General features: G+C 54.4%; 16 protein-coding genes and 1 tRNA gene. 13 read left to right on the forward strand and 4 right to left on the reverse strand.

Going from position 1 to position 23,442, the window contains the following annotated elements; all coding sequences use genetic code 11:
* The first annotated feature begins 168 nt into the window (after positions 1–168).
* The 7 genes from ACK4HN_RS09835 to hmpF all read left to right on the forward strand — a co-directional run bounded on the left by ACK4HN_RS09835 (position 169) and on the right by hmpF (position 10,291).
* Complete coding sequence (locus ACK4HN_RS09835; RefSeq protein WP_409868582.1) at positions 169–678, forward strand: TIGR02652 family protein; 510 nt, start codon at positions 169–171, stop codon at positions 676–678.
* A gap of 2 nt (positions 679–680) precedes the next feature.
* Entirely contained in the window at positions 681–1,667 is a 987-nt protein-coding gene (gene thiL, locus ACK4HN_RS09840; RefSeq protein ID WP_409868600.1) for a thiamine-phosphate kinase, read from the forward strand.
* Positions 1,668–1,889: 222 nt separating this feature from the next.
* The gene (locus tag ACK4HN_RS09845) at positions 1,890–5,309 is read left to right on the forward strand and encodes a phycobilisome rod-core linker polypeptide (RefSeq protein ID WP_409868583.1); all 3,420 of its coding nucleotides are present in this window, start codon (positions 1,890–1,892) and stop codon (positions 5,307–5,309) included.
* Between the two features lie 249 nt (positions 5,310–5,558).
* Positions 5,559–6,302 (forward strand): response regulator transcription factor RpaB, encoded by a 744-nt coding sequence (gene rpaB, locus ACK4HN_RS09850; protein ID WP_409849450.1) that lies wholly within the window; start codon positions 5,559–5,561, stop codon positions 6,300–6,302.
* A 22-nt stretch (positions 6,303–6,324) separates the two neighbouring features.
* The gene (locus ACK4HN_RS09855; RefSeq protein WP_409877578.1) at positions 6,325–7,125 is read left to right on the forward strand and encodes a hypothetical protein; all 801 of its coding nucleotides are present in this window, start codon (positions 6,325–6,327) and stop codon (positions 7,123–7,125) included.
* A gap of 41 nt (positions 7,126–7,166) precedes the next feature.
* Entirely contained in the window at positions 7,167–8,312 is a 1,146-nt protein-coding gene (locus tag ACK4HN_RS09860) for a homocysteine biosynthesis protein (protein ID WP_409868601.1), read from the forward strand.
* 293 nt (positions 8,313–8,605) lie between these two features.
* On the forward strand, positions 8,606–10,291 hold the full coding sequence (gene hmpF / locus ACK4HN_RS09865; protein ID WP_409868585.1) for a pilus motility taxis protein HmpF: 1,686 nt from the start codon (positions 8,606–8,608) through the stop codon (positions 10,289–10,291).
* Positions 10,292–10,294: 3 nt separating this feature from the next.
* On the opposite strand, the gene ACK4HN_RS09870 is transcribed toward hmpF, so the two are convergent.
* A complete protein-coding gene (locus ACK4HN_RS09870) occupies positions 10,295–11,341 on the reverse strand; it encodes a tetratricopeptide repeat protein (RefSeq protein ID WP_409868586.1) in 1,047 nt (348 codons plus the stop codon).
* 182 nt (positions 11,342–11,523) lie between these two features.
* On the opposite strand from ACK4HN_RS09870, the gene ACK4HN_RS09875 reads away from it, so the two are divergent.
* A complete protein-coding gene (locus ACK4HN_RS09875; RefSeq protein ID WP_409868587.1) occupies positions 11,524–13,518 on the forward strand; it encodes an elongation factor G in 1,995 nt (664 codons plus the stop codon).
* On the opposite strand, the gene ACK4HN_RS09880 is transcribed toward ACK4HN_RS09875, so the two are convergent.
* The gene (locus ACK4HN_RS09880) at positions 13,515–14,363 is read right to left on the reverse strand and encodes a glycosyltransferase family 2 protein (protein ID WP_409877580.1); all 849 of its coding nucleotides are present in this window, start codon (positions 14,361–14,363) and stop codon (positions 13,515–13,517) included. The two genes, ACK4HN_RS09875 and ACK4HN_RS09880, sit on opposite strands and share 4 nt — an antisense overlap.
* Positions 14,364–14,463: 100 nt before the next feature.
* On the opposite strand from ACK4HN_RS09880, the gene ACK4HN_RS09885 reads away from it, so the two are divergent.
* A tRNA-Glu gene (locus ACK4HN_RS09885) sits at positions 14,464–14,536 on the forward strand.
* A gap of 176 nt (positions 14,537–14,712) precedes the next feature.
* The gene (locus ACK4HN_RS09890) at positions 14,713–15,876 is read left to right on the forward strand and encodes a pyridoxal phosphate-dependent aminotransferase (RefSeq protein WP_409868589.1); all 1,164 of its coding nucleotides are present in this window, start codon (positions 14,713–14,715) and stop codon (positions 15,874–15,876) included.
* Positions 15,877–15,921: 45 nt separating this feature from the next.
* Here ACK4HN_RS09890 and ACK4HN_RS09895 read toward each other — a convergent pair whose 3' ends face one another.
* Both ACK4HN_RS09895 and ACK4HN_RS09900 read right to left on the reverse strand, forming a co-directional pair.
* Positions 15,922–16,818, reverse strand: coding sequence for an ROK family protein (locus ACK4HN_RS09895; RefSeq protein WP_409868590.1), 897 nt, complete (start codon positions 16,816–16,818; stop codon positions 15,922–15,924).
* Positions 16,815–18,179, reverse strand: a complete 1,365-nt coding sequence (locus ACK4HN_RS09900) for an LCP family protein (RefSeq protein ID WP_409868591.1) — start codon at positions 18,177–18,179, stop codon at positions 16,815–16,817. The genes ACK4HN_RS09895 and ACK4HN_RS09900 overlap by 4 nt, the downstream gene beginning before the upstream one ends.
* Before the next feature lie 201 nt (positions 18,180–18,380).
* Here ACK4HN_RS09900 and obgE point away from each other — a divergent pair, with 201 nt between their 5' ends.
* From obgE to ACK4HN_RS09915, 3 genes are read left to right on the forward strand one after another with little or no spacing between them, the layout of a single operon-like run.
* Positions 18,381–19,379 carry a GTPase ObgE gene (gene obgE / locus ACK4HN_RS09905; protein WP_409868592.1) on the forward strand — a complete coding sequence of 333 codons (999 nt, stop codon included), beginning with the start codon at positions 18,381–18,383 and terminating at the stop codon, positions 19,377–19,379.
* A 4-nt stretch (positions 19,380–19,383) separates the two neighbouring features.
* A complete protein-coding gene (locus ACK4HN_RS09910) occupies positions 19,384–21,936 on the forward strand; it encodes a CHAT domain-containing tetratricopeptide repeat protein (RefSeq protein ID WP_409877582.1) in 2,553 nt (850 codons plus the stop codon).
* A 2-nt stretch (positions 21,937–21,938) separates the two neighbouring features.
* A complete protein-coding gene (locus tag ACK4HN_RS09915; protein WP_409868602.1) occupies positions 21,939–23,210 on the forward strand; it encodes a sensor histidine kinase in 1,272 nt (423 codons plus the stop codon).
* Positions 23,211–23,442 lie beyond the last annotated feature (232 nt).

Below are 23,442 nucleotides of genomic sequence, written 5' to 3' on the forward strand. Positions count from 1 at the left end.
GCTTTATCCCAAATTACACATTTCCTTATCTTGGCATTTGCCACCCCTTAAGGGTAGCCCAAACCGTCCATGGCAGGGGGAACAGTGCTTTGTTTTCCCCTCCTAAAGTCAACTCGTTATAATAGGAGCGATCGCGGTGGATTTGCTGCCGCTGTGTGGTAACTGTCCATGATCTCATCCGGCTCTCACTACCCGATCTTTGGTCCTGAAATTCGTTGTCCCCACTGTCGGCAAGTCATTCCCGCTCTGACCCTCACCGATACCTACCTGTGCCCACGCCACGGTCCTTTTGAAGCGAATGCCAAAACCGGGGAATTGATGCACCTGCAATCCGGTCGCATTTGGCGCCTCTGGGACGGCGAATGGTATCGCCAGCACACCCATCCTGACGGAATTCGTTTTGAAATTCACGATGCCCTTGATCGCCTCTACACCCAAGGCTACCGCGCCACCAAAGTCATTATTGCCGAACGCTATCGGGACCTCTTTTGTGCCTACCTCGAACGTAGTACCCCTTGGCGAGGCCCCACGGATCCGCAAATGCTGCGCCTCTTTGGTCTGCCCGTTGAGTTTAGTCCCCCCGCTAGTCAAGAGGAGCGCTGGGATGTGATTAACTTTGATCTCGAAAAAGAACCCGGCGCTCCCATTCGCCCCCCCTATTTTCGGATGTTTGACTAGTGATGCTCACTCTCGCCGACTGTGGCGAACTGGACTTGATTGCTCGCCTGCGCCCCTACTGCCACAGGGAATTGATGGGCGATGATGCCGCGGTTCTGTCACTACCCCCCGCTGAACAACTTGTTGTCAGTACCGATGTGCTGGTTGAGGGGGTGCACTTTAGTTTAGGCATGACCGGTACGCCGGTAACGATGACGCCTGTGGATGTGGGCTGGCGATCGCTGGCCGCCAATTTGTCCGACCTTGCGGCCATGGGGGCATTGCCCTTGGGGTTAACGGTGGGTCTCGCGGCGCCGCGTAACTGTCCTGTGGCAACGATTGAAGGGATTTACCAAGGGATGGCTGCCTGTGCTCAAGCCTACGGCACCAGTATTATCGGTGGGGATACCTGTCGCTCTAGCGTTCTCAGTCTCAGCATCACGGTCTTGGGCAGTGCGCCGCCAGAACGGATTATTTATCGCGATCGCGCCCAAGCGGGGGATGTGATAGTCGTAACCGGTGTTCATGGTGCCTCTCGTGCTGGTCTGGAGTGCCTTTTGTATCCCCAGTGGGCCAGCACTGTGCCCGAACAACTGCGGCAGGGGTGGATCCAAGCTCATCAACGTCCCCGACCCCGCTTGGATATTGTCCAGTGGCTCCGTCAGCAAGTGTGCCCGCCTCGCATTGCCGGCATGGATAGTAGTGATGGTCTGGCGGCTGCCGTCCTGCAACTCTGTCAAGCCAGTGGGGTGGGTGCAGTGCTTTGGGCGGAGAAAATTCCAATGGTGGGCTATAGCGATCGCCTGCAGGCGTTGAACTGGGCGCTCTACGGTGGTGAAGATTTTGAACTGGTGTTGTGCCTTACTCCAGAATTGGCTCAGGATCTCTGTCGGGCAGCAGGCGACCAGGCTGCTATTATCGGCGAAATTATTCCTGAAAAGAGGGTGCAACTCAAGCTCAATGGGGAATTATTGCCCGTGCAGCCCGATCAACTTTTTCAGCACTTTTAGGCAATCGGTATGAGTGGGCCGATTCGTTGCCTAAAGTAGGCAGGGGTGTTGAGGTCGGGTGCAGCCGTCAAGGAATATTACAAAAATTCATAAAGCTTAGGGGCGATCGCCGACAAATCCCCATAAATTTATACATTTCTTAAAAAAATACCGCGCTACCCCCGAATCGTTCTAATCTAAGTTAGCGCGTTAACTAAAAGTAAAGGGAGCCTCTTAGTAACCATGGTTGTCAAAGCAAGTGGTGGAAGCTCGGTTGCCCGCCCGCAACTTTATCAAACCGTCCCCGTTTCAACAATTATTCAAGCTGAACAGCAGGATCGCTTTCTGAATCGGGGTGAACTGGATGAACTCGCTGTTTATCTGCGCTCTGGGGCAAAACGCCTTGAAATTGCCACCACCCTCACCCGCAACGCCGACATCATTGTTTCCCGTGCTGCCAACCGCATCTTTGTCGGTGGTTCCCCCATGGCCTTCCTCTCCCGTCCCCAAACCGAAGAAACCCCCCAGTTTACCACCGGGGCAAGGGGCGAACCCATCGATATGAAAGAAGCCATGAAGCTGGGAATCGCAACCTATGTGGACACCCGTGGTGGATTCCTAGAGGGCTTGCGCTCCGTCTTTAGTGCCTCCGGTGGTGGTGCGCCCGTCGGCTTCAAACCAATCAACATTGCCCGCTATGGCCCTACCCGCATGGAAAAATCCCTGCGCGACTTGGATTGGTTCCTGCGCTATACCACCTACGCCATTGTGGCTGGCGATCCCAACATTCTGGCGGTGAATACGCGCGGCTTGCGGGAAATCATTGAGGCTGCTTGCTCCACCGATGCCACCATTGCTGCCCTACAGGAAATGCGGCGAGCCGCCCTCAGCTACTTTGAAAAAGACGCTGAAGCCAAGGGCATTGTGGAAACCTACTTTGAAGTCCTGATCAACGAATTTATTGCCCCTGCCCCCTCCGATAAAGTGCGGCAGCGCAACTCCACGGATCTTCAAGGTCTGCAACTACCCCAGATTTACTTCAATGCCGCCGAACGCCGTCCCAAATTTGTGATGAAGCCAGGGCTATCGGCTGCCGAGAAAAATGAAGTGGTCAAAGCCGCCTATCGGCAAATTTTTGAGCGGGACATCTCCCGTGCCTACGGCTTGGGCATCTCTGACTTGGAATCCAAGGTGAAAAATGGCTCCATCTCCATGAAGGAGTTCATCCGCCAACTCGCCAAATCGCCTCTCTATCGCAAAAACTTCTACGAACCCTATATCAACAGCCGTGCCCTAGAACTAGCCTTCCGCCATATTTTGGGGCGTGGCCCTTCGAGCCGCGAGGAAGTGCAAACCTACTTTGCCATTATTTCCAAAGGGGGTCTCCCTGCCTTGGTGGATGCCCTTGTGGATTCCAAGGAATACAGCGACTACTTTGGTGAAGAGACAGTGCCCTATCTGCGGGGTCTGGGTCAAGAGGCTCAAGAATGCCGCAACTGGGGTGCCCAACAGGATCTCTTCAAATACAGTGCTCCCTTCCGCAAAGTCCCGCAATTTATCACCACCTTTGCTGCTCAGGATCAGCCGCTGCCGAATCAACACCCCTACGGTGCCGGCAACGATCCCTTGGAAATTCAGTTTGGTGCCATCTTCCCGAAAGAGAAGAAAAACCCCAGCGCTCGTCCTCAGCCCTTCAACAAAGACACCCGCCGCATTCTCATTACGCGCGGGCTAGGGATCAACAATCAGGTGAGCAATCCCGCAGCGCGTGGAGTCGCCCCCGGCAGCCTAGGGCCAAAAGTCTTCAAACTGGATCAACTGCCCAGCATCAATGCCCGCATTGGCAAACGCTCGATCGCTACGGGCGGCGACAGTGTGAAATTTGCCGAAAGTTCGACCCAGCGGGTGATTCGCGCCGCTTATCTCCAAGTCTTTGGCCGCGATGTCTATGAAGGGCAGCGCCAAAAAGTGGCCGAGATCAAACTGGAAAACGGTGAAATCTCTGTCCGCGAATTTGTGCGGATTTTGGCCAAGTCAAACCTCTTCCGCAGCCTCTACTGGACACCCCTGTACGTCACGAAGGCAATTGAATATATCCACCGTCGCCTCTTGGGGCGTCCCACCTATGGTCGCAAAGAGATGAATGCCTACTTCGACATTGCCTCGAAGAAAGGTCTCTACGGCTTGGTGGATGCCATCATTGATAGCCAAGAGTACAGCGAAGCCTTTGGTGAAGATACGGTTCCCTACGAGCGCTACATTACACCCCAAGGTCTGGCCCTGCGATCGCTCCGCACCGGCACGATTGGTGAAACTGGCGTACCCCCTAAAAAAGAAGAAACACCTCGCTTTGTCGAATTGGGGGCGGTCACCGAACTGCGCACAGAGCCTGCGATCCAGTTCCGTGCCAATCAGGGGGTGAGCAAGCGCCGCGAGCAAACCAAGGTCTTCAAGCTCACGGATCTCAATGACAAGCAAAATCTGCAACTGGTGATTCAGGCCGCCTATCGTCAGGTCTTTGAGCGGAATGTGGCGCCCTACATTGTGCGCGATGAATTTACCGCTCTTGAATCAAAGCTCAGCAACGGCGAGATCACCCTCAAGGAGTTTATTGAGGGGTTGGGTTGCTCGGAACTCTATCAGAAGGAGTTTTACACCCCCTATCCCAACACCAAAGTCATCGAACTGGGCACCAAGCACTTCTTGGGGCGGGCACCCCTCGATCAAGCGGAAATTCGCCGCTACAACCAAATTCTCGCCACCCAGGGCTTAAAGGCCCTTATCCAAGCCCTCGTCAATAGTGCCGAATACGCCGAAGTCTTTGGGGAGGATACGGTGCCCTATCGTCGCTTCCCCACCTTGCCGGCGGCCAACTTCCCCAACACTGAGAAGTTGCACAATCAACTCACGAAGCAAAGTGATGCGATTGTCGTGCCCAGCTTCGCACCGGTAAAACCTCGCCTCGATAACACGAAGCTGCCGCTCCTCAGTCGGGCGATCGCCGAGCAAGAGGCCAAAGCGCGTCAAGCGGATCCCAGCAAGCCCCGCTTTATCGAATTGGGACGCTCCTTCCGCAATGGGGATGGTCAATCTGTGGAAGTGGGGGTCGGTACTACCCGTCGCCGTCCGGCGCGCATTTTCCGCATGACCTTAGGTGCCCCTAGTGCTGAGGTAGAGCTAGTGATCAATGCCATCTACTGCCAAGTGATGGATGTCTTTAGTGGCCAAGTGCCGAGCCAGTTCCGGCGTCCTGATCTCGAGAGTCGTCTGCGCAACGGGGAAATTACTGTGCGGGAGTTTGTGCGCACCCTAGCCAGCTCGGAGATCTATCGCAACCGCTTCTATACTCCCTATCCCAACACCAAGGTGATTGAATTCCTCTTCCGTCACCTCCTCGGTCGTGCCCCGGCCACCCAAGCGGAAATTCGCCAATACAACAAAATCTTGGCGGATCAAGGCCTCAAGGCTGCTGTCGAAACAATGGTCAATAGCCCTGAGTACAGCCGCTACTTTGGCGAGGATGTCGTACCCTACAAACGCTTCCCCACCCTGCCAGCGGGCAACTACATTGGCAGTGTCAAGGCCGATGCCGACTTGGTGAAGCAATCTTGGTCGAGCCTCTCGCCCTCCTTGGTGGGGATTCAACTGAGCCGTCGCGACTAGGGAACGCTGCGACTAACCACTTGTGAATCAATCGGCTAGCGGATACTCTCGCAGGGGTGTCCGCTTTTTTGTTGGGCAAGAGCACGTTAAAATATGTTAAAGATTTTCAATTCTGAAAAGCTCGCAAAATCCTGTCCTAGTCAGGGCTGGGGGTCTTTCTATAGCCAGTAAAAAAATGATAGAGTACAAAAAATTCCCATTTTAATTTCTATCCATTACTGTCCTCATTGAGTAGGAGTGTCCGTTACTTTGGAGAGCCACAAAGAAAAGATACTCGTTGTTGATGATGAAGCGAGTATTCGCCGCATTTTAGAAACTCGGCTGTCAATGATTGGCTATACGGTCGTCACTGCCGCCGATGGCGAGGAAGCCCTGACCACATTTCGGCAGGAGCAGCCGGATTTAGTCGTGCTGGATGTGATGATGCCCAAACTAGATGGCTATGGCGTCTGTCAAGAATTGCGCAAGGAATCCGATGTGCCGATTATTATGCTCACTGCCCTTGGGGATGTTGCCGATCGCATTACAGGGCTGGAACTGGGCGCCGATGATTATGTGGTCAAGCCCTTTTCCCCCAAGGAGCTAGAAGCCCGCATTCGCTCGGTGCTGCGCCGCATTGAGAAAACCAGCACCTCTGGCATCCCTAGCTCAGGGGTGATTCAGGTGGGCAATATTCGCATTGATACCAACAAGCGCCAAGTCTATAAAGGGGAGGAGCGCATTCGCCTCACGGGCATGGAATTTATGCTCTTGGAATTACTCGTGGGTCGCTCCGGGGAACCTTTCTCGCGGGCAGAAATTCTCGAACAAGTGTGGGGCTACACGCCAGAACGCCACGTGGATACGCGGGTGGTGGATGTCCACATTTCCCGCTTGCGGGCGAAGCTAGAGGACGACCCCAGTAATCCAGAGTTAATTTTGACGGCGCGGGGAACGGGGTATCTCTTTCAGCGGATTACTGAAGCGGGCGAAGCCAGCAACAAAAACTCATAACCTGTTGGCTTGAGGTTAACCCATGGGTAAGTCACACTGGCGCTGGCCAGAGGCTTTGAGACTAGGGCTGACTACTCTAGCCTTTATTGTTGTTGCTTTTATGCAGCAGCATGCCCTGCGGCAATTACAGGCGCAAACCGGAGAACAACTCACTGATGTCGAATATGAGCGGCAGAATGCCCAAACTATTACCCAAATGCGGCTTTTGGCCAATCTCCCTTCCTTTGGTTTTGACAATTTAGTTGCCGATTGGGCATTTTTGCAATTTCTGCAATTTTTTGGTGATTCCGCTGCCCGCCAAGTTACGGGTTACGATGACGTGCCCGCTTTTTTTGAGGTGATTGTTGCCAAAGACCCTCGCTTTGCCCAGATCTATCCCTATCTCTCAACGGCCATCACGGTGTATGCCGGACAGCCCCAAACCTCTGTGGCGTTAATGGAGCAGGGGTTGCCCTTGATGGATCCCTATCACCAGCCGACAGGTTACTTGGCATGGGTGTTTCGGGCCATGGATGAATTTCTCTTTTTGGGGCAGGGACAAGCGGCAGCAGAGTCCTACGATCGCGCCGCAGTTTGGGCAGAACTCAATCCCGATCCCCAAGTACGCGCCGCAGCAGAGTATTATCGCTCCTTGGCACGCACCCTACGCCGGGATCCCGACAGCCGCATGGCCCAGATTAATTCGTGGATTTGGGCACTGGTCAATGCAGTGAGCGATCGCTCGCGACAAACGGCGATAGAGAATATTGAACGCCTAGGGGGCAAAGTCTCCCGCCTCCCCGATGGCACTTGGCAAATTCGCCACCCTGAGGATCTGCGGTAACGCCTGTGGAACGCACAATTGCCGAAATTAATGAAAAGATTATGGCGGGCAAGGCCACAGTTTGGACACTGGCAGAACTCAAAGCTCGCCTTGAAAGCTTGAGTATCGCTGAAGCCACCCGCCAAGTGGATGTGATTACGACGGGCACCTTTGAACCCATGGAGTCCTCCGGGGCGATCATTAACTTGGGACCGACAGATCCGCCGATTAAACTGCGGCAGTGCTGGCTCGATGGTATTCCCGCCTATAGTGGTTTTGGCGCTGTGGATCTGTACCTAGGCGCAGCGCAATCCCTTGACCCCACTTCCGAAGGGGGAGAAGAACGGGGCGGTGGCCATGTCATTGCCGATTTGATTGCCGGTAAAGCCATTCCTCTACGGGCTGTGGGCTATGTCACCGATTGCTATCCCCGCGCCAGTTTAGAAACGGTGATCAGCAAAGAGACGATCAATCAGTTCTATCTCTACAACCCCCGCAATCTTTATCAAAATTTTATTGTGGGGGTGAATGGGGGCGATCGCCCGCTCTATACCTACCTTGGCCCCCTCCAACCACAGTTGGGGAATGCCGTCTATGCCTGTGGCGGTGCCCTCTCGCCTCTCCTGAATGACCCTTACTTGCGACTGGTGGGGATCGGCACACGCATTTTTCTTGGCGGCGGCATTGGCTATGTCGCCTGGGAAGGCACCCAACACTTCCCCTTGCAAAAACGTTTGGCCAACGATACCCCCATTGGCCCAGCGGCCACCCTTGCCCTCATTGGCGATGCCAAACAGATGGATCCCTTTTGGGTGCGCGGTTGCTACTTCAAGCACTATGGGGCATCCCTGATGTTGGGGGTGGGGGTTCCGCTGCCGGTGTTAGATCAAGAGGTCATTGCCCGCTGCGCCATTCGCGATGAGGACGTGGTGGCACCGATTATTGACTTTTCTATTCCCCGCCGCGTGCGTCCCACCTTTGGCATGGTCAACTATGCGCAATTGAAGTCAGGCAAAATCAAGATTGAAGGCAAAACCGTGCGCACCGCTCCCCTCACTAGTCTCTACTTTAGTCAACGCATTGCTGAAATCCTCAAGAATTGGATCCAGAGTGGTCGTTTTACACTCACAGAACCCATCGCCCCCTTGCCGCGCGATCGCGCCTTTTTGCCGCAACAACCTTGGATGCCCGCTGCCAGCGATGATTAATCACTTTTGGCGGGTGGCAACCCTCCTTTCGCTATAATGACAAATAGTTCAACCACCTTGACCTTGACAACTCTCCAGTTCCCGACCTAGGGATTCAGGCCACTGATGAACTCCTGCCGATGGGGTTTAATAAAAATATAGGGTTCTAGATTTATAGGGTTCTAGATTCCAGCGATCGCAAACAAACGAAAAGGTGCATCCTTCATCAGCTCAAATCCGTCATGCGTATTATTACGGTTGTTGTACGTTCTAGTTGTGTGTCAGTCTCAGCATTAGGGTAGAGGTCAAGGGCTGTGCAGTATCTTGCCGAGGTGATTAAAAAAACGGGTTTCATGGGGACGAAATCCGAGTTGAAGTTGCTCATGCGCGAGCAGTCGGGCTACTGGCACCCTGTCCCCCAAAATGAAGAGACAATCCCCTTTGACAACAGTCGGGACTACGGCAATGGTGTGTTGGTCTTTGTGGAGATGGCCGCCAACCGCCAAATTCACAATGTGGATGAAGCGACACGCCGCCTTACGGGCATTTTACACGGCTTCACACGCATGCGTGAGCGGTTCCAAAGTCAAGAGGAAGAAATTGAAGGCTGGAAGCAATCGCTCTCCTATCAAGCGGAAGTCCTCAACCAAAGGGAACAGGAATTTGCACAGCGCAAAGAAGAACTGGAAGAACTCGAGGCGCAACTAGCGGGTGCTGAAGAGCAACTAGCACAACTCAATAAACTGCGGGAGGAATTGACTGCCGAGGAACAGCGAATTCAGGCGGAGCGGCAAGCCCTTGAAAATCTACGCCACCAAGTCCATCAAGAGCAGCAGCGCTGGGAACAACTTAAATCAAGCCACAGCGTTGGCCTATCCCCAGAACAAATCCGCCGAGTGGACTCAATTTTGCAGCAGTTGGTGGAGAGCCTCGATAGTGGTGGGCGTCCCCAAATCGCAGAATGTTTTCAAATTTTAGACCAGCAGCAGGCCTTGCTGAGTCAATACTGGCAGCAACTGGAGCAACTGGAGCAGGAAGTCAGTCAAGGCCAAGCGACCCTAGAGCAGCGCCTGCAAGCCTTTCATCAAAAGGAAGAGACGTGGCGTACGGCTCAAGAACAATTCTGGCAAGATAGTCGGGCGATCGCCCTGCAGGAGGAACTCTGCCGCTACAAACAATCTGTCCTTGAAAAAGAACGTCACCTCCTTGCCCAACAGGAGGAAATGATCCAGCAAATGCGCCAAGCCATGGTCAGTGATCTCACAGAGGCAGTGGATGTCAATGCCCTGATGAAAATGCCCATGGAGGAACTGGAAAAAGAAGTGGCCAATCGAGGTAATGATCTCAAACGTGCCTCTGCCTTTGTCAACGATCAAGAAGAAGAGCTAAAAATGGCTCTGGAGTCCTTGGCAGAATTGGAGCAAAAAGTCAAAGAAGCCAGTGACTTCGATCGCCTACAACTAGTGGCAGAACTCGAAGACGAACGCCAGCGCTGTAATCTGCTCAATCAGGCTCTTGAGGGACAGCGACAACATATCCGAGAAAAAGAAGCGATCTACAAAATACACAAGCAAGTGCTAGAGGCACGGCTAGATCCCGCCTCCCAACAGGGCATTAGCCTGATTCCCATCCTCAGTGAGCTGGAGCGTCAGTTTCAGGAGTACAGTGTGGCTGTCAATCAACTGGCGGAGGAATTACAGCAGGCCTATACCGATTTAGAAAGTCTGCGCCACGACCTTGAAGAACGTCGCAAACTGCAACAGCAGCAAAAAGATCAATTGAGCCAAGAAGAACAGGCACTTATTGAAGAGCAACGTTTGCTCGCCGCCAAACGTGGCCAAGCGAATCTGCTGCGGGAAATTTTGCAACCCGTTCAAGATCGCCTCAATCATCTGCGTCAAAGCCTAGAGGGTCTGAACCAAAATATCCTCAATGGTCGTTCCAGTGCCCTCATTTCTGAATTGCAGCAGGTGGTCGTGAATTTGGCTCAAGGGGCTTAGTTGCTAATTGCGCTGCCGCATTGCGTCTCGGACTTTCGTTTCCCCAGCGGGGTTGTTTTGCGCACGATAGAGCTGCAAAGCCATTTGATAGGCACTGCGAGCCTCCTGACGCCGACCTTGGGCGGCCAAGGCTTTCCCCAAGCGGTAAAATCCTTCGGGATCCTTGGGGTTGATCTGCGTGGCTTGACGATAAATCGCCACCGCTTCCCAAAACTTATTCTGTTGCATTAACAGCTCACCAAAACTGAAGTAGGCGGCTACCCGTTCAGGTTGCAGGGTAATCAGACGCCGATAGGTTTCAATGGCGCGCTGCGGTTCATTGGCAGCAATGGCGAGTTCTGCCACCTGTTGCAGGAGATCTGGATCCCGCTGACCCAAGCTCGCCGCGCGATCAATTGCCTGCCAGCCATTACTCGTGTCCCCAGCCGCTAGGAGAGCCATCCCCAAATTGAGTTGGATCAAGGCATTGCCGGGGGCAAGGGTTGCCGCCTGTTGCAGATGACTAAGGGCTTCAGGAATATTGCGTTGTTGGAGCAGCAAAACACCTAATCCCTTTTGAGCCGCCCAATTGCGAGGGTCAAGACTGAGGGCAGAGCGGTAGGCCTGTATAGCCCCTTGGGGATCTCCCATGCGGGCAAGAATCACCGCTAGTCCTTCGTAGGCTTGGGCATTACGGTTATTTAGGCGAATGGCTTGGCGGTAGGCGGCTGCCGCACCATGGTTTTCCCCCATCATCCCTAGACTGTAGCCGAGGGCATAGTAAAAATCAGGGTTTTGTTGATCCAGCTCAATGGCGCGTTGGTAGGCACGGGCAGCTTCGGCAAATTGTCCCTGCTGGGCATAGATGTAGCCAATGGCAGAGTGCACGCGGGGATTACGGCTCTCGCTCTGGAGCAGTTGCTGATAAATGGCCAAGGCTTGGGCATAGTTTCCTGCTTCCACTAACCGTCGCCCTTCCTGCATCAGCGTGCTGACTTGGGCGTGAACTGGTGACGCTAGCCAAAGGCTAAGACTGGCAATACTAGCCCATACAAGGGAATTGAAACGCATCGTGAGTGAGTCCTCCTCGCAAACGTTAACCCCAACTTAACGGTTGTTTACAGCTCCCTTAAGAGATACTGCAAATTCTGCCAAGGGCGATCGCTAAGGGTTAAGAGATCTAGTTAAGGCAAAACTAAGGCTCTATTCTGGACAATTTTGACCCGAATGGCAAATCAAAAGGTAGGTGTGCGATGGCGAGACGATGCAACATTGCCCTTGTGGGCAGCTACAACAGTGGCAAAACGACCCTCGCAGAAAGTATTTTGCGCCTTACCCAAGCTACCAATGGGAAGGCCAGTAGTCTTCTGGATACCAGTCCTGAAGCTCGCGATCGCCAAATGGGGGTGGAACTGAATGTTGTTCATACCCGGTATGGGGACTTGGATCTCACGCTTCTCGACTGTCCCGGCGCGGTGGAATTGCTGCAAGAAACCCTCAATGCCCTCGTGGGCGTGGATATGGCGATCGTTGTCTGTGAACCCCTCAGCGATCGCGCCTTTACCCTAACTCCCCTGTTCAAATTCCTCGATGACTGGCAAATCCCCCATATCCTTTTTGTCAACAAGATGGAGCGTGCCCACGACCCCTACAGGGAGATCCTCGCCGCCTATCGTCAAGTCTCTAGTCGTCCCCTTGTGCCCCACCAGTATCCGATTTGGCAGGGGGATGATCTCTTGGGCTACATTGACTTAGTGACCGAGCAGGCCTATCACTACCATGCAGGGGCAGCGGCAGATTTAGTGCCCTTCCCTACGGAATTGCAATCGGTCGAACAGGCGGCACGGGCGGAGCTACTGGAGGCTCTAGCCAACTATGACGATCATCTCCTAGAAGAACTCCTTGAGGATATTGCGCCGCCAGAAAGTGAAATCATGGCGGATCTGCGCTGGGAGTTGGGAGCCGATTTAATTGTGCCCGTCTTCTTTGGCAGTGCGCAAAGGGACTACGGTGTGCGTCCTCTACTAGCTGCCCTTGATCGCGAAGCCCCCGATGCCCCAGAAACTGCTACCCATCGCCAGATCAGTGGTGAGGAACCGCTCGCCCAAGTGCTAAAGACCTTCTATCTCCCCCAAGGAGGCGGCAAGCTCTCCCTCGTGCGGGTTTGGCAAGGCACCTTGACCGATGGGATGAGCTTGAATGGGGTGCGCGTGGGGGGCATCTACCGTGCCCAAGGCACGCAACTGGAATCCTTGGGTCAAGCCACAGCCGGAGATATTGTTCTCGTGGCGCGGCTAGAGGGTATTCGTACGGGTGAGACTCTCAGCGTCAGTGGTCAGGCGACACCTTTGCCCTGTGCTCCCCAACTCGAACCGGTCTATGCCTTGGCCATTACCCCCAGCAAACGCAGTGATGAGGTAAAGCTGACCAGCGCGCTGCAAAAACTGCTTGAGGAAGACCCGGCGCTGCGCTGGGAACAGCATGGCGATACCCATGAAATTATTCTCTGGGGTCAGGGTGACATTCACTTGCAGATTGCCCTCGATCGCCTGCGCCGCAAATATCACCTACCGATGCAAACCCATCTCCCCCAAGTCCCCTACAAGGAAACCATTCGCCGCAGCACGAAAAACAGTCATGGCCGCTATAAACATCAAACCGGTGGCCACGGCCAATTTGGCGATGTGTACCTCGATATTGCTCCTCTAGAGCGCGGCAGCGGCTTTCAATTTAGTGAAACCATTGTCGGCGGCGTTGTGCCCAAGCAATATATTCCCGGTGTCGAGCAGGGGGTGCGGGACTTTCTGCAGCGCGGGCCATTGGGATTTCCAATCGTGGATGTGGCGGTGACCCTCACGAATGGCTCCTACCATTCTGTGGATAGCTCTGAGCAGGCCTTTCGCCAAGCAGCTCGCCTTGCTATGCAAGCGGGGATTCCCCAGTGTGAGCCGCAACTCCTAGAACCCATTATGGCGGTGCAGGTGTGGATGCCCCAAGCCTTTACGGCCAAGGTGATGCAGGCCTTGACAGGGCGGCGCGGTCAGGTCTTGGGCTACAGCAGCAAGGAGGGTTGGCCTGGCTGGGACCAGATTGAGGCTTATTTACCCCAAGCGGAAATGCATGACTTTGTGGTGGAGTTGCGATCGCTAACCATGGGCACAGGTGGCTTCCATTGGCAATTTGACCACCTTCAAGAGGTACCTGAGAAACTGGCTGCGACGATTGTGCAGCGCCACAAAAAAGCCTAGGCTACCAGTTGAGCTGCCTTAGCCTGTAATTCCTGAAGTCGTGTGGCTATAATTTGCTGAATCTGCGCCTCCTGCTGGCGATCGCTGGCATCCAGATCATCAGCCACGGTGCCCGGTGCCGCTTGGAATTTCTTGAGTTGACGGTCAAAGAAACTATCGGGAAAGCGGCGGTACTCAACGGTCTGTTGCTCTAGGCGGGCAGTGTGGCAAAACCGGTGTAACCAATGGGCATAGGCCACATCCTCAGCTCCGTAGCGAAATTGGCGAAACACCGCCTCTTCGGGAAAGCCGCCAATAAACTCATGAACTTCACGGCGGACGGCGAGATTGAGCACCAGCGTTTGCTCGAGGCTTCTGTGCCAGTAGGGGTGCAGGCGATCGCGACAATAGACCCCTGTGCGCACCGCCCCAAAATAGCTGGGGGCATAAGGTTCCGGTAGAGGCTGATTCAACACCGATAGGGCTAAAAACAGGTGCTCAGGGCGGTATAGATCATCGGCATCACAGAAAAAAATCACTTCTCCCTTGGCCAAGCGCACTCCCATGTTCCGTGCTGCGGCAATGCCGATATTCGTGGGTAACCCCACCAGTTGCAGGGGCACGATATTCGGCCATCCTTCTGTTGCCACATCACAGGTGGTATCCGTTGAACCATCGCTGATCAAGATCAACTCCCCTTCCGTAGCGTAGGGAAAGTGCTGCTGGAGGTAGCGGCAACTGGCAGCAATGCTCTCAAGGGTTTCCCGAAAGACGGCTTCTCCCCGCTGGGTCACCACATTGTAGGCGGGCATCACAATCGAGAAGGAACGCAGGCCAGCCAGTTCCACAGCAAGTCCCTCAGTCACTCGCCCTCATTTTCTCCTTGACGACGCGCTCCATGCAAAAATTTCCCGAGGTGTTGACAAACGCTTAGTGCATTCGCTACATTAACTAATGCTGAGTCTTGCCCCCATCGTCTAGAGGCCTAGGACACCTCCCTTTCACGGAGGCGACGGGGATTCGAATTCCCCTGGGGGTATTATGAGCCGCAAAACCCAACGCCAACACTAAGCACGCCAAGCCTCACAACAGGCGAGAGCACCTGTCTTTTCCTCAGGCATGTAACTGGATGTACTTGGTGCTACAGGGATGTTTGCAAGTCGCCGATCTCCTGTCAAAGTGCCACAATACGGAAAGTAGTGCAGGAGACAAAGGATGGACTGGGCAACGCGGGTGATGCGGGTCACGCCGTCGGTAACACTGGCGATTGATGCCAAAGCTAAGGCAATGCGCGCGGCTGGAGAAGATGTCTGTAGCTTCAGTGCCGGTGAACCCGACTTTGACACCCCTGCCCATATCCGTGAAGCGGCCAAAATGGCTCTTGATCAAGGCAAAACCCGCTATGGTCCAGCGGCAGGGGAACCGGCTTTGCGGCAGGCGATCGCCACCAAGCTCAACAACGATAATCACCTGCCCTATCGCGCTGAAAATATCCTCGTCACCAATGGCGGCAAACAGGCGCTCTTTAACCTAATGCTAGCCCTGATTAATCCCGGCGATGAGGTGATTATTCCAGCCCCCTACTGGGTGAGCTATCCAGAAATGGTACACTTGGCCAGTGGTACGCCGGTGATTGTGACGACAACTGCTGAAACGGGGTATCGGATTACGCCGGCACAACTAGAAGCAGCAATTACCCCGAAAACCCGGCTCTTTGTTCTCAACTCCCCCAGTAACCCCACGGGCATGGTCTATACCCCGGCGGAAATTCGTGACCTCGCGACAGTGATTGTGCGGCACCAGCTGTGGGTGGTTTCCGATGAGATTTACGAAAAGATTCTCTATGAGGGGGCCAATCACCTGAGTATTGGGGCTGTGAGTGAGGCGGTCTTTGAGCGCACGATTGTGTGCAGTGGTTTTGCCAAAGCCTATGCCATGACGGGTTGGCGTGTGGGGTACCTTGCTGGCCCTGCGGATTTAATTCAGGCAACCACGAAGATCCAAGGCCACAGCACTTCCAATGTGTGTACCTTTGCCCAATACGGTGCCCTTGCGGCTCTAGAGGGAAGTCAAGCCTGTGTGGCGGAGATGGTGGCTGCCTTTCGCGATCGCCGTGCCTGCATGTATCAAGGCATTTGTGAGATTCCGCGGCTGCGCTGTCTCAAACCCCAGGGCGCCTTTTATCTCTTTGTGGATATTAGCGAAACGGGTTTAAGTTCTGTCGAGTTTTGCGATCGCCTGCTGGAGGAGGAAAAAGTTGCCGCCATCCCCGGCAAAGCCTTTGGCATGGATGATCACATTCGCCTCTCCTACGCTACGGATTTAGCCACCATTGAAAAAGGCCTGACGCGACTGGCCAAATTTGTCGAGCGGCTCTAAGCCCACAAGCATGCCAGCAGAAAACTGAATCCTAGTTAAGGGCGCCTAGGGACGAGCTTTGACGTATTTCCAAGCTAGTTTGGCGGCACCAACCATGCCCGCTTGGTTTCCAAGGGTGGCTCGCAAGCAGTGGAGGTTATGGCGGGAGGTGGGCAGCACCCGCTCTTCCAATTCAGCAATCATTGCGGGAAAAAAGAGATCACTGGCGGCACTGATCCCGCCACCAATAATCACCGCTTCAGGGGTGAGGACATACACTAAGCTTGCAATACCCGCGGCTAATTCACGACCATACTCCTGCCATAGGGCGATCGCTTCAGGGTCTCCTTGGGTGGCACGCTCTGCCATCTCATGGGGTTCACAGCCCCACCGCCGCCGCAGCGCTTGGGCGGAAACGTGTTGCTCAAGGGAACCGCGATTACCGCTATTGCAGGGATAGCCGTTGTAGTCAAGGGTAATGAGACCCAACTCCCCTGCGGTTCCATCCCGACCCACGAACAGCTCCCCATTAAGGAGAATGGCACCCCCCACACCAGTACCAAGGGTGAGCATAATTAAGTCTTTGAACTGACTACCGGCTCCGAGCCATGCCTCCCCTAGACCAGCGCAGTTGGCGTCGTTACCAATCACGGTGGGTTTGCCCGTCAGGTGCTCGAGACTGTCGCTAATCGGGACATCGTACCAGTCAAGGTTAATGGCACGGCGGGCAATGCGACCTATGGCATCCACTGGCCCCGGAACCCCCATACCGATCGCCAGCGCTCGATCCTCTGGATCGATGTTTTGGATGCCCTGAGCAATGACTTTCACGACTTGGTCTGGAAAGGGGGGCTGGGGAGTTGGCAGTGTGAGGGCATTAAGGCAATCCCCCTTGGGGCTAAAGCGCCCCATTTTGATGGCAGTGCCACCAAGATCAACACCAATAACGTAGGGTTCATTCACAGAGATTTTGCCGGCCTCAATTGCAGGCGATCGCGAGCATCGTCGCCCAGTTGAATCGTCACATCCGATGCTAGCACACCCGTACTCTCCACCCGCACTTCCCCAAATCCCAGCAATAACTGCACCCGGCGGGCGGCTGCTAAGTCTCCCTGCTGAGCAATGATGCGCGTAATCGGGAGGCGCCGGGGCAATGGTTCTGCCACCAAAGGATAGGGGTAACCGGCGGTTTGCAGTTGCTGACTCAGTTGCATGACCAATGATTCTGGCAGGCTGGTATTTTGAATCGCAATCCGCACTTGGGCAGGGGTGGTCAAACCCGTCTTGCGCGGATCAGCCGTGGGAGTATCGCGGAAATACTGATCCGTCAGCCAAGCAATGCGTTGGTAATTGGGCAACCAATAGCTCACTTCCACTTCCGCAGGGCTGCCATTGAAGTTCCCCGGCAGCATCAGAAACTCCACCCGCGATCGCGGCACGCTGGCGAGGAATTGCCCCAAGCTCATCAGTTCTTGAATGGTCAAATTCGTATCCAAGTTTTCGCGAATAATACCGAGAATTTGCGGCAGGCGAGCAAGGGTTTCGGGGCGAGCCGTTTGCTCCAGCAATGCCCGCAAAAACATCTGTTGTCGCTGCACGCGGCCAATATCGCCAAGGGCGTCGTAGCGAAAGCGCAAAAATTGCAGGGCTTGGTTGCCATTTAGGTGCTGGCGCCCCGGCTGCAAATTGATGTAGAGGTGCTGACTGTCATCCCGATAGCGCATGGCTGTGGGGACATCCAGCGTCACCCCCCCAAGGGCATCAACCAGTTTCTCAATGCCTTGCACATTAATGCGCAAATAGCGATCAATGGGCACATCCCCCAACAGATCACTCACGGTTTCTGCCGCCAGTGCGGGTCCACCGAGGGCATTGGCTTCGTTAATTTTGGCGTCCCCTCGGCCGGGGATAAAGGTCAGCGTATCGCGGGGAATAGACAGCACCACCAAGCGTTGCTGTACGGGATCAAACCGTACTAGGAGGAGGGAGTCCGACAGCCCCTCCACAGAGTTGACTAGGGCATGGTAGGTGAGATTGGGGTCGGGTGGCTCATCTAAGTCGGAGGTTAAAACCTTGGCGCCAATGAGCAATAAATTCAAGGGTTGATGGAGCCTTGCCCCTGTCCAGCGATCGCCCCGTTGAAACACCTGCCACTCCTGAGGGGTGAGCGATCGCTGCATGAGTGGTGTACTCTGACTCAATAGCCCCCACAGTGCCCCTAGGCTGCCGGAGATCAAGGCAACCCCTAACCACAACACCAGTCGCCAAAATAAAACCCCTTCTTCAGGCGGAGCAGGTCGTCGGCGTTGCCATCGAATAAACACTATTGCCTTGCCACGCTAAAAATTCTCCTAAGCCTACCATATAACCCTTTTTCCATAGGGAAAATACATCAAGCGGAAAGCGCTTTCGATGCTGAGTTTCACCTTTTGAAGCCTACGTCATCCCTGTGAAAAGAACGGTCAACAAGTTGGCAGGATACAATACTCAAATACCTAGCCTATACGCAACCAATTGCGGCCAAAATGCAATTTATTGACCTTGCCGAAATTCATGTCAAAGCTGGAAAAGGAGGCGATGGCATTGTGGCCTTTCGTCGTGAAAAATACGTGCCAGCGGGAGGGCCAGCGGGGGGCAATGGCGGCAATGGCGGCTCTGTGATTCTCAAGGCGGTGCCCCACTTACAAACACTGCTGGACTTTCGCTATGCCCATGTGTTCAAGGCAGAAGATGGCCAGCGCGGCGGGCCGAATAACCGTACGGGTGCCTGTGGTGCAGATTTAGTGATTGAAGTACCCTGCGGCACAATGGTCTGGGATGCGCAAACGGAGGAATTGCTGGGAGACCTCACTACCCCCGGTCAAACGCTACTAGTGGCCAAGGGGGGTAAAGGGGGGCTAGGGAATAAGCACTTCCTGAGCAATCATCAGCGGGCGCCAGACTATGCGCTCCCCGGCCGCGAGGGGGAAGAACGCCATTTGCGGCTAGAACTCAAGCTGCTGGCGGAAGTGGGGATTATTGGCCTGCCCAATGCGGGCAAATCCACGCTGATTTCCGTGCTGTCGGCAGCGCGGCCTAAAATTGCCGATTACCCCTTTACAACCTTAGTGCCCAATTTAGGAGTGGTGCGCCAACCCACTGGCGATGGAACGGTGTTTGCTGATATTCCCGGTCTGATTGCCGGTGCCCATGCGGGCCTAGGCTTGGGACATGAGTTTCTCCGCCATATTGAGCGCACGCGGCTGCTGCTGCACTTGATTGATGCCACGGCTGAGGATGTCGTAGCTGCTTACCAAACGATTCGTGATGAGTTAGTGGCCTATGGACACGGCTTGGGCGATCGCCCGCAAATCATTGCCCTGAATAAAATTGATGCCCTCGAAGCTGAGCGGGTTGAGGCATTGCAAGCCACCCTTGCCGCCTATGTGGGACAGCCGGTGTTTGCCATCTCGGCGGTGGCGCGTCAGGGGTTAGAGCCTCTCTTGGACGCTATTTGGCAGGAACTGGGGGTGAGCGTTTCTTGATTCGATGGCTGCTGTTGAGGCAAAAATGAACACCAGAGGATGCCTTGTCTTGGGGGCGATCGCCCTTGGAACTAGTCTGATTCTTGGTTGGCGTTCTCCAACTCTCTCGCAACCTTCTGCTCAAGAATTTCAGGAACTGGCGAATCAGATTGATCAACTGCGGCAGGAGGGCAATGTTCAAGCCGCCATCCCCCTTGCGGAGCGCTTTGTGACCCTCGTGGAAAATACCCTGGGCAACAATCACCCCCTTTTAGCCGCAGCTCTCAATGAATTGGGGAGGCTTCAGGTGGAGCAAGGCAACTATGCAGCAGCACTCCCTCTCTATCAACGGGCATTAGCCATCTATGAGCGCACTGGGGGGTCAGATCAACCAGAAGTGTCTGCAACCCTGAATAACTTGGCTAATCTCTACCGTGCGCAGGGGAACTATGATGCTGCGTTACCGGTATTTGAGCGGGCGTTGGCGATCGCCGAAAAGACCTTAGGCTCAAATCATCCCGAAACAGCAATTATTCTTAATAACATCGCTCTCCTCTACACTGAGCAAAAAAACGCCGCCGCTGCTCTGCCCCTCTACCAACGTGCCCTCAGGATTTTTGAGCAAACCCTTGGGGAGAAGAGTCCCTATGTGGCCACAACACTGAACAACCTCGCAGGCTTGTATCGGGCACAAAAGGATTACGCCGCTGCTTTGCCCTTGTACCACCGCGCCCTGCAGATTCGCGAACAAACCTTGCCTGCCGATCACCCCGACATTGCCGCCAGCTTGAACAATTTGGCAACCCTCTATTTTGACCAGCGCAACTACGCAGCGGCTCTGCCCCTTTATGAACGCACGCTGGCGATCGCGCGATCGCGTCTCGGTGAGCATCACCCCAATACAGCGGCGACCCTCAGTAATCTTGCAGCCGTCTATTGGCAACAGGCCAACCTGCCGCAAACCCTTGCCCTGCTAAAGCGCGTAGAGGAAATTGAGGAGCAAAACCTCAGCCAAAATCTCATCGTCGGCTCGGAAGAGTACAAGCGCAACTACTTGGGGACGTTTCAGGACACCACCAACGCCATTCTCACATTGCATCTCCAGAGTCTCCCCCAACAGGCACAGGCCACTGCCCTAGCCCTGACAACCATTCTGCGCCGCAAAGGACGATTACTCGACTTCCTAAGCCAAAACCAAGCCCGGCTGCGACAGCAACTGGCGGCGGCGGATCATGCCAAGCTCCAGGAACTCATTGCTTTGCGCACAAGGATAGCCAAGCTCGTCTTTGCCTCAGCAGAGCCAGCCGCCTTCTTCCAAGTGCAGCACCTACAAGCCAAGGCGAATCAACTGGAAGCCGAACTGAGTCTTAGCAGTGCTAGCTTTCGTGAACTCACTCAACCTGTAACCCTTGCTGCGGTTCAACGGGCTATTCCAGCCAATGCCGCGTTGATTGAATTTATTCGTTATCGCCCCTACGACTTGGGCAGGCAGCGCTTTGGTGAGCCGCGCTATGGGGTCTATGTCCTGCGTGCTACGGGGCAACCCCTAGGCAAAGATCTTGGCTCTGCCACTGAAATTGATGCCCAAGTACGCCAGACCCGCTTGCGTTTGGCTGACCCCCGCTTACCTAAAGTTGAAGTTCAACGGGCAGCCCAAGTTCTTGCTGAGCGGGTGATAACGCCGATTCGTCCTTGGATTGGCAATGCCACCCATTTGCTGATTGCCCCAGATGGGGAGTTGAACACGATTCCCTTTCAGGCTCTGGTGGATTCCCAAGGGCGCTATTTGGTCGAATCCTACATGATCACAGTGCTCACCTCTGGACGCGAACTCCTGCGACTGCAATACCGACCTGCCACTGCGAATCCCCCTTTAATTATTGCTGACCCTAGCTTTGATCGCTCCTTTGGGAACTCCTCTTCTTCTTCAGCAACGGTGCGCTCCCTTGATTTGCGAGACTTGAGCTTTCCTCCTTTACTGGGGACGGCTGAAGAAGCCCAAGCCCTATGGGCACTCCTCCCCCAAGCCCAAGTGTTGATCCAAGCTGCGGCCACAGAAGCAGCGGTTAAAGCAGCCAATTCTCCAAAAATTCTCCACTTGGCCACCCACGGTTTCTTTTTGGCTAATTCAGAAGATAAAAGTCTGCTTGAGAATCCTCTCCTGCGATCGGGCTTGGCCTTGGCGGGGTTTAACCAACGCCAGAGTGGCTCAGATGTGGATGATGGTGTCCTGACTGCGTTAGAAGTGACCGGCATAAACCTCAGCGGCACAGAATTAGTGGTCTTATCTGCTTGTGATACAGGGCGGGGCGATGTGGTGAATGGTGAGGGGGTCTATGGCTTGCGGCGAGCCTTTACCTTGGCGGGGGCGCGATCGCAGGTGAGTACCCTTTGGAAGGTAGATGATCAAGTGACCCGCGATATGATGGTGGCCTTTTACCAAAATCTGCGCCGAGGGATGGGGCGCACAGAAGCCCTGCGACAAGTCCAGCTGCAACGGCTCAAGGATGAATCCCCCTACTATTGGGCAGCGTTTGTGTCTATTGGTGATTGGTCTCCCTTAGCATTGCCCCGATGACGATGGTGCGTGCGATTCAATACCGCCTTGCCCTGTGGTATGTGGGAGTCACGGCACTCCTGCTCCTCATTTTTGCCACAGGGTTCTTTTTCTATGTGCGGGGAACGCTGATTGAGCGCATTGATGACACCCTCAACCATGTTGTAGAGGTGGTGAGTCGTTCCCTGCTGATTGAGACGGGGGCAGGGGAAACCATTGATTGGCAAACCAGTTTAGGCAGCCATCCCCTTGCGGCTCTGGAGGAAGATCACATTGACCTTGAGGGGTTTACCCCCGATCAGCAGTTGGCTTGGAGCACGTTTTCAGAACCCCTTGATCTGCCTTTGCATTTGAGTCGAACAGCAGAAACGGTACAGGTGGGCGAGGATCGCTGGCTACGGCAAATGACGGTGGCCTTAATGGTGGGCGATCGCCTACTGGGCTATTTGCGGGTTAGCCATCCTTGGTTCGAGGTGACCCAACCGAGTCAAGCCCTACTTTGGGATCTCTTGGTTGGTATTACCATCACGCTGACCCTAGTGAGTATTAGTGGTTGGTTCCTGTCACGGCTGGCGATCGCCCCCTTGCAGCAGTCCTATGCTTATTTGAAGCAATTTACTGCCGATGCTTCCCATGAATTGCGCAACCCCGTGGCCCTCATTCAAACCAATGTCCAAGTTGCCTTAGCCACTGCGGATGCCGAAACCCAACGCCAACAACTCCTTGTCATTGAACGCCTTAGCCGCCGCCTCAGCCGCTTGGTGGATGATTTGCTTTTTCTCGCTCGCCAAGATAGCGGCATGATTCCCCTAAACGCTCAGCCCTGCCACCTTGATGCCATCCTCCTCGGCGTAATCGAGGAGCAGACGCCCCTGATCCAGCAAAAGCACCTCCAACTGGAGTTGGAGCTTGCGGATCCCCAGACCTCGGAAGCGGCAGCCTATCGCCTTTGGGGCAACCCCGATCATCTCAGCCGCTTGTTAACGAATCTCCTCAGTAATGCCGTGCAATATACGCCTGCGGGGGGTCAGATTCAGGTGAGGTTGGATCAGCAGGGCAAATTCTACTGCGTGGTGATTGCCGATAATGGACCGGGGATTCCCGCCAGTGAACTGCCCCGCCTGTTTGATCGTTTTTATCGCCTTCAGGGTACAACGTCCGAAGGGACGGGTTTAGGGCTAGCGATCGCCCAATCCATTGTTCAGGCGCATCGAGGTCAGATTCAGGTTACGAGCGAAGTCGGTCAAGGTACCTGCTTTACGATTTTGTTACCCCTCGATCTTCGCGAAGGCTGAAATTATTTGCCCACTTTAACCAACCATGTTCGCTGCAGCTCCCCAGCCACCTTAGATTGATCCGACGCCACCAAAAATAGCTGCTTGCGGGCACGGGTTGCTTCAATGTTGCTGGCATTTGGTTCAGAGTCTCATAAGCTGTTGTAATGTGGAGTGTCATCACAGGGACATTAAAATTATTCTCATCATCCAGTAAGGAAGGCTCACGGCTCAGGTAGCTAAATTGTTGCTC

It is taken from the genome of Thermosynechococcus sp. (genome assembly GCF_046299655.1).
Taxonomy (GTDB): Bacteria; Cyanobacteriota; Cyanobacteriia; order Thermosynechococcales; family Thermosynechococcaceae; genus Thermosynechococcus.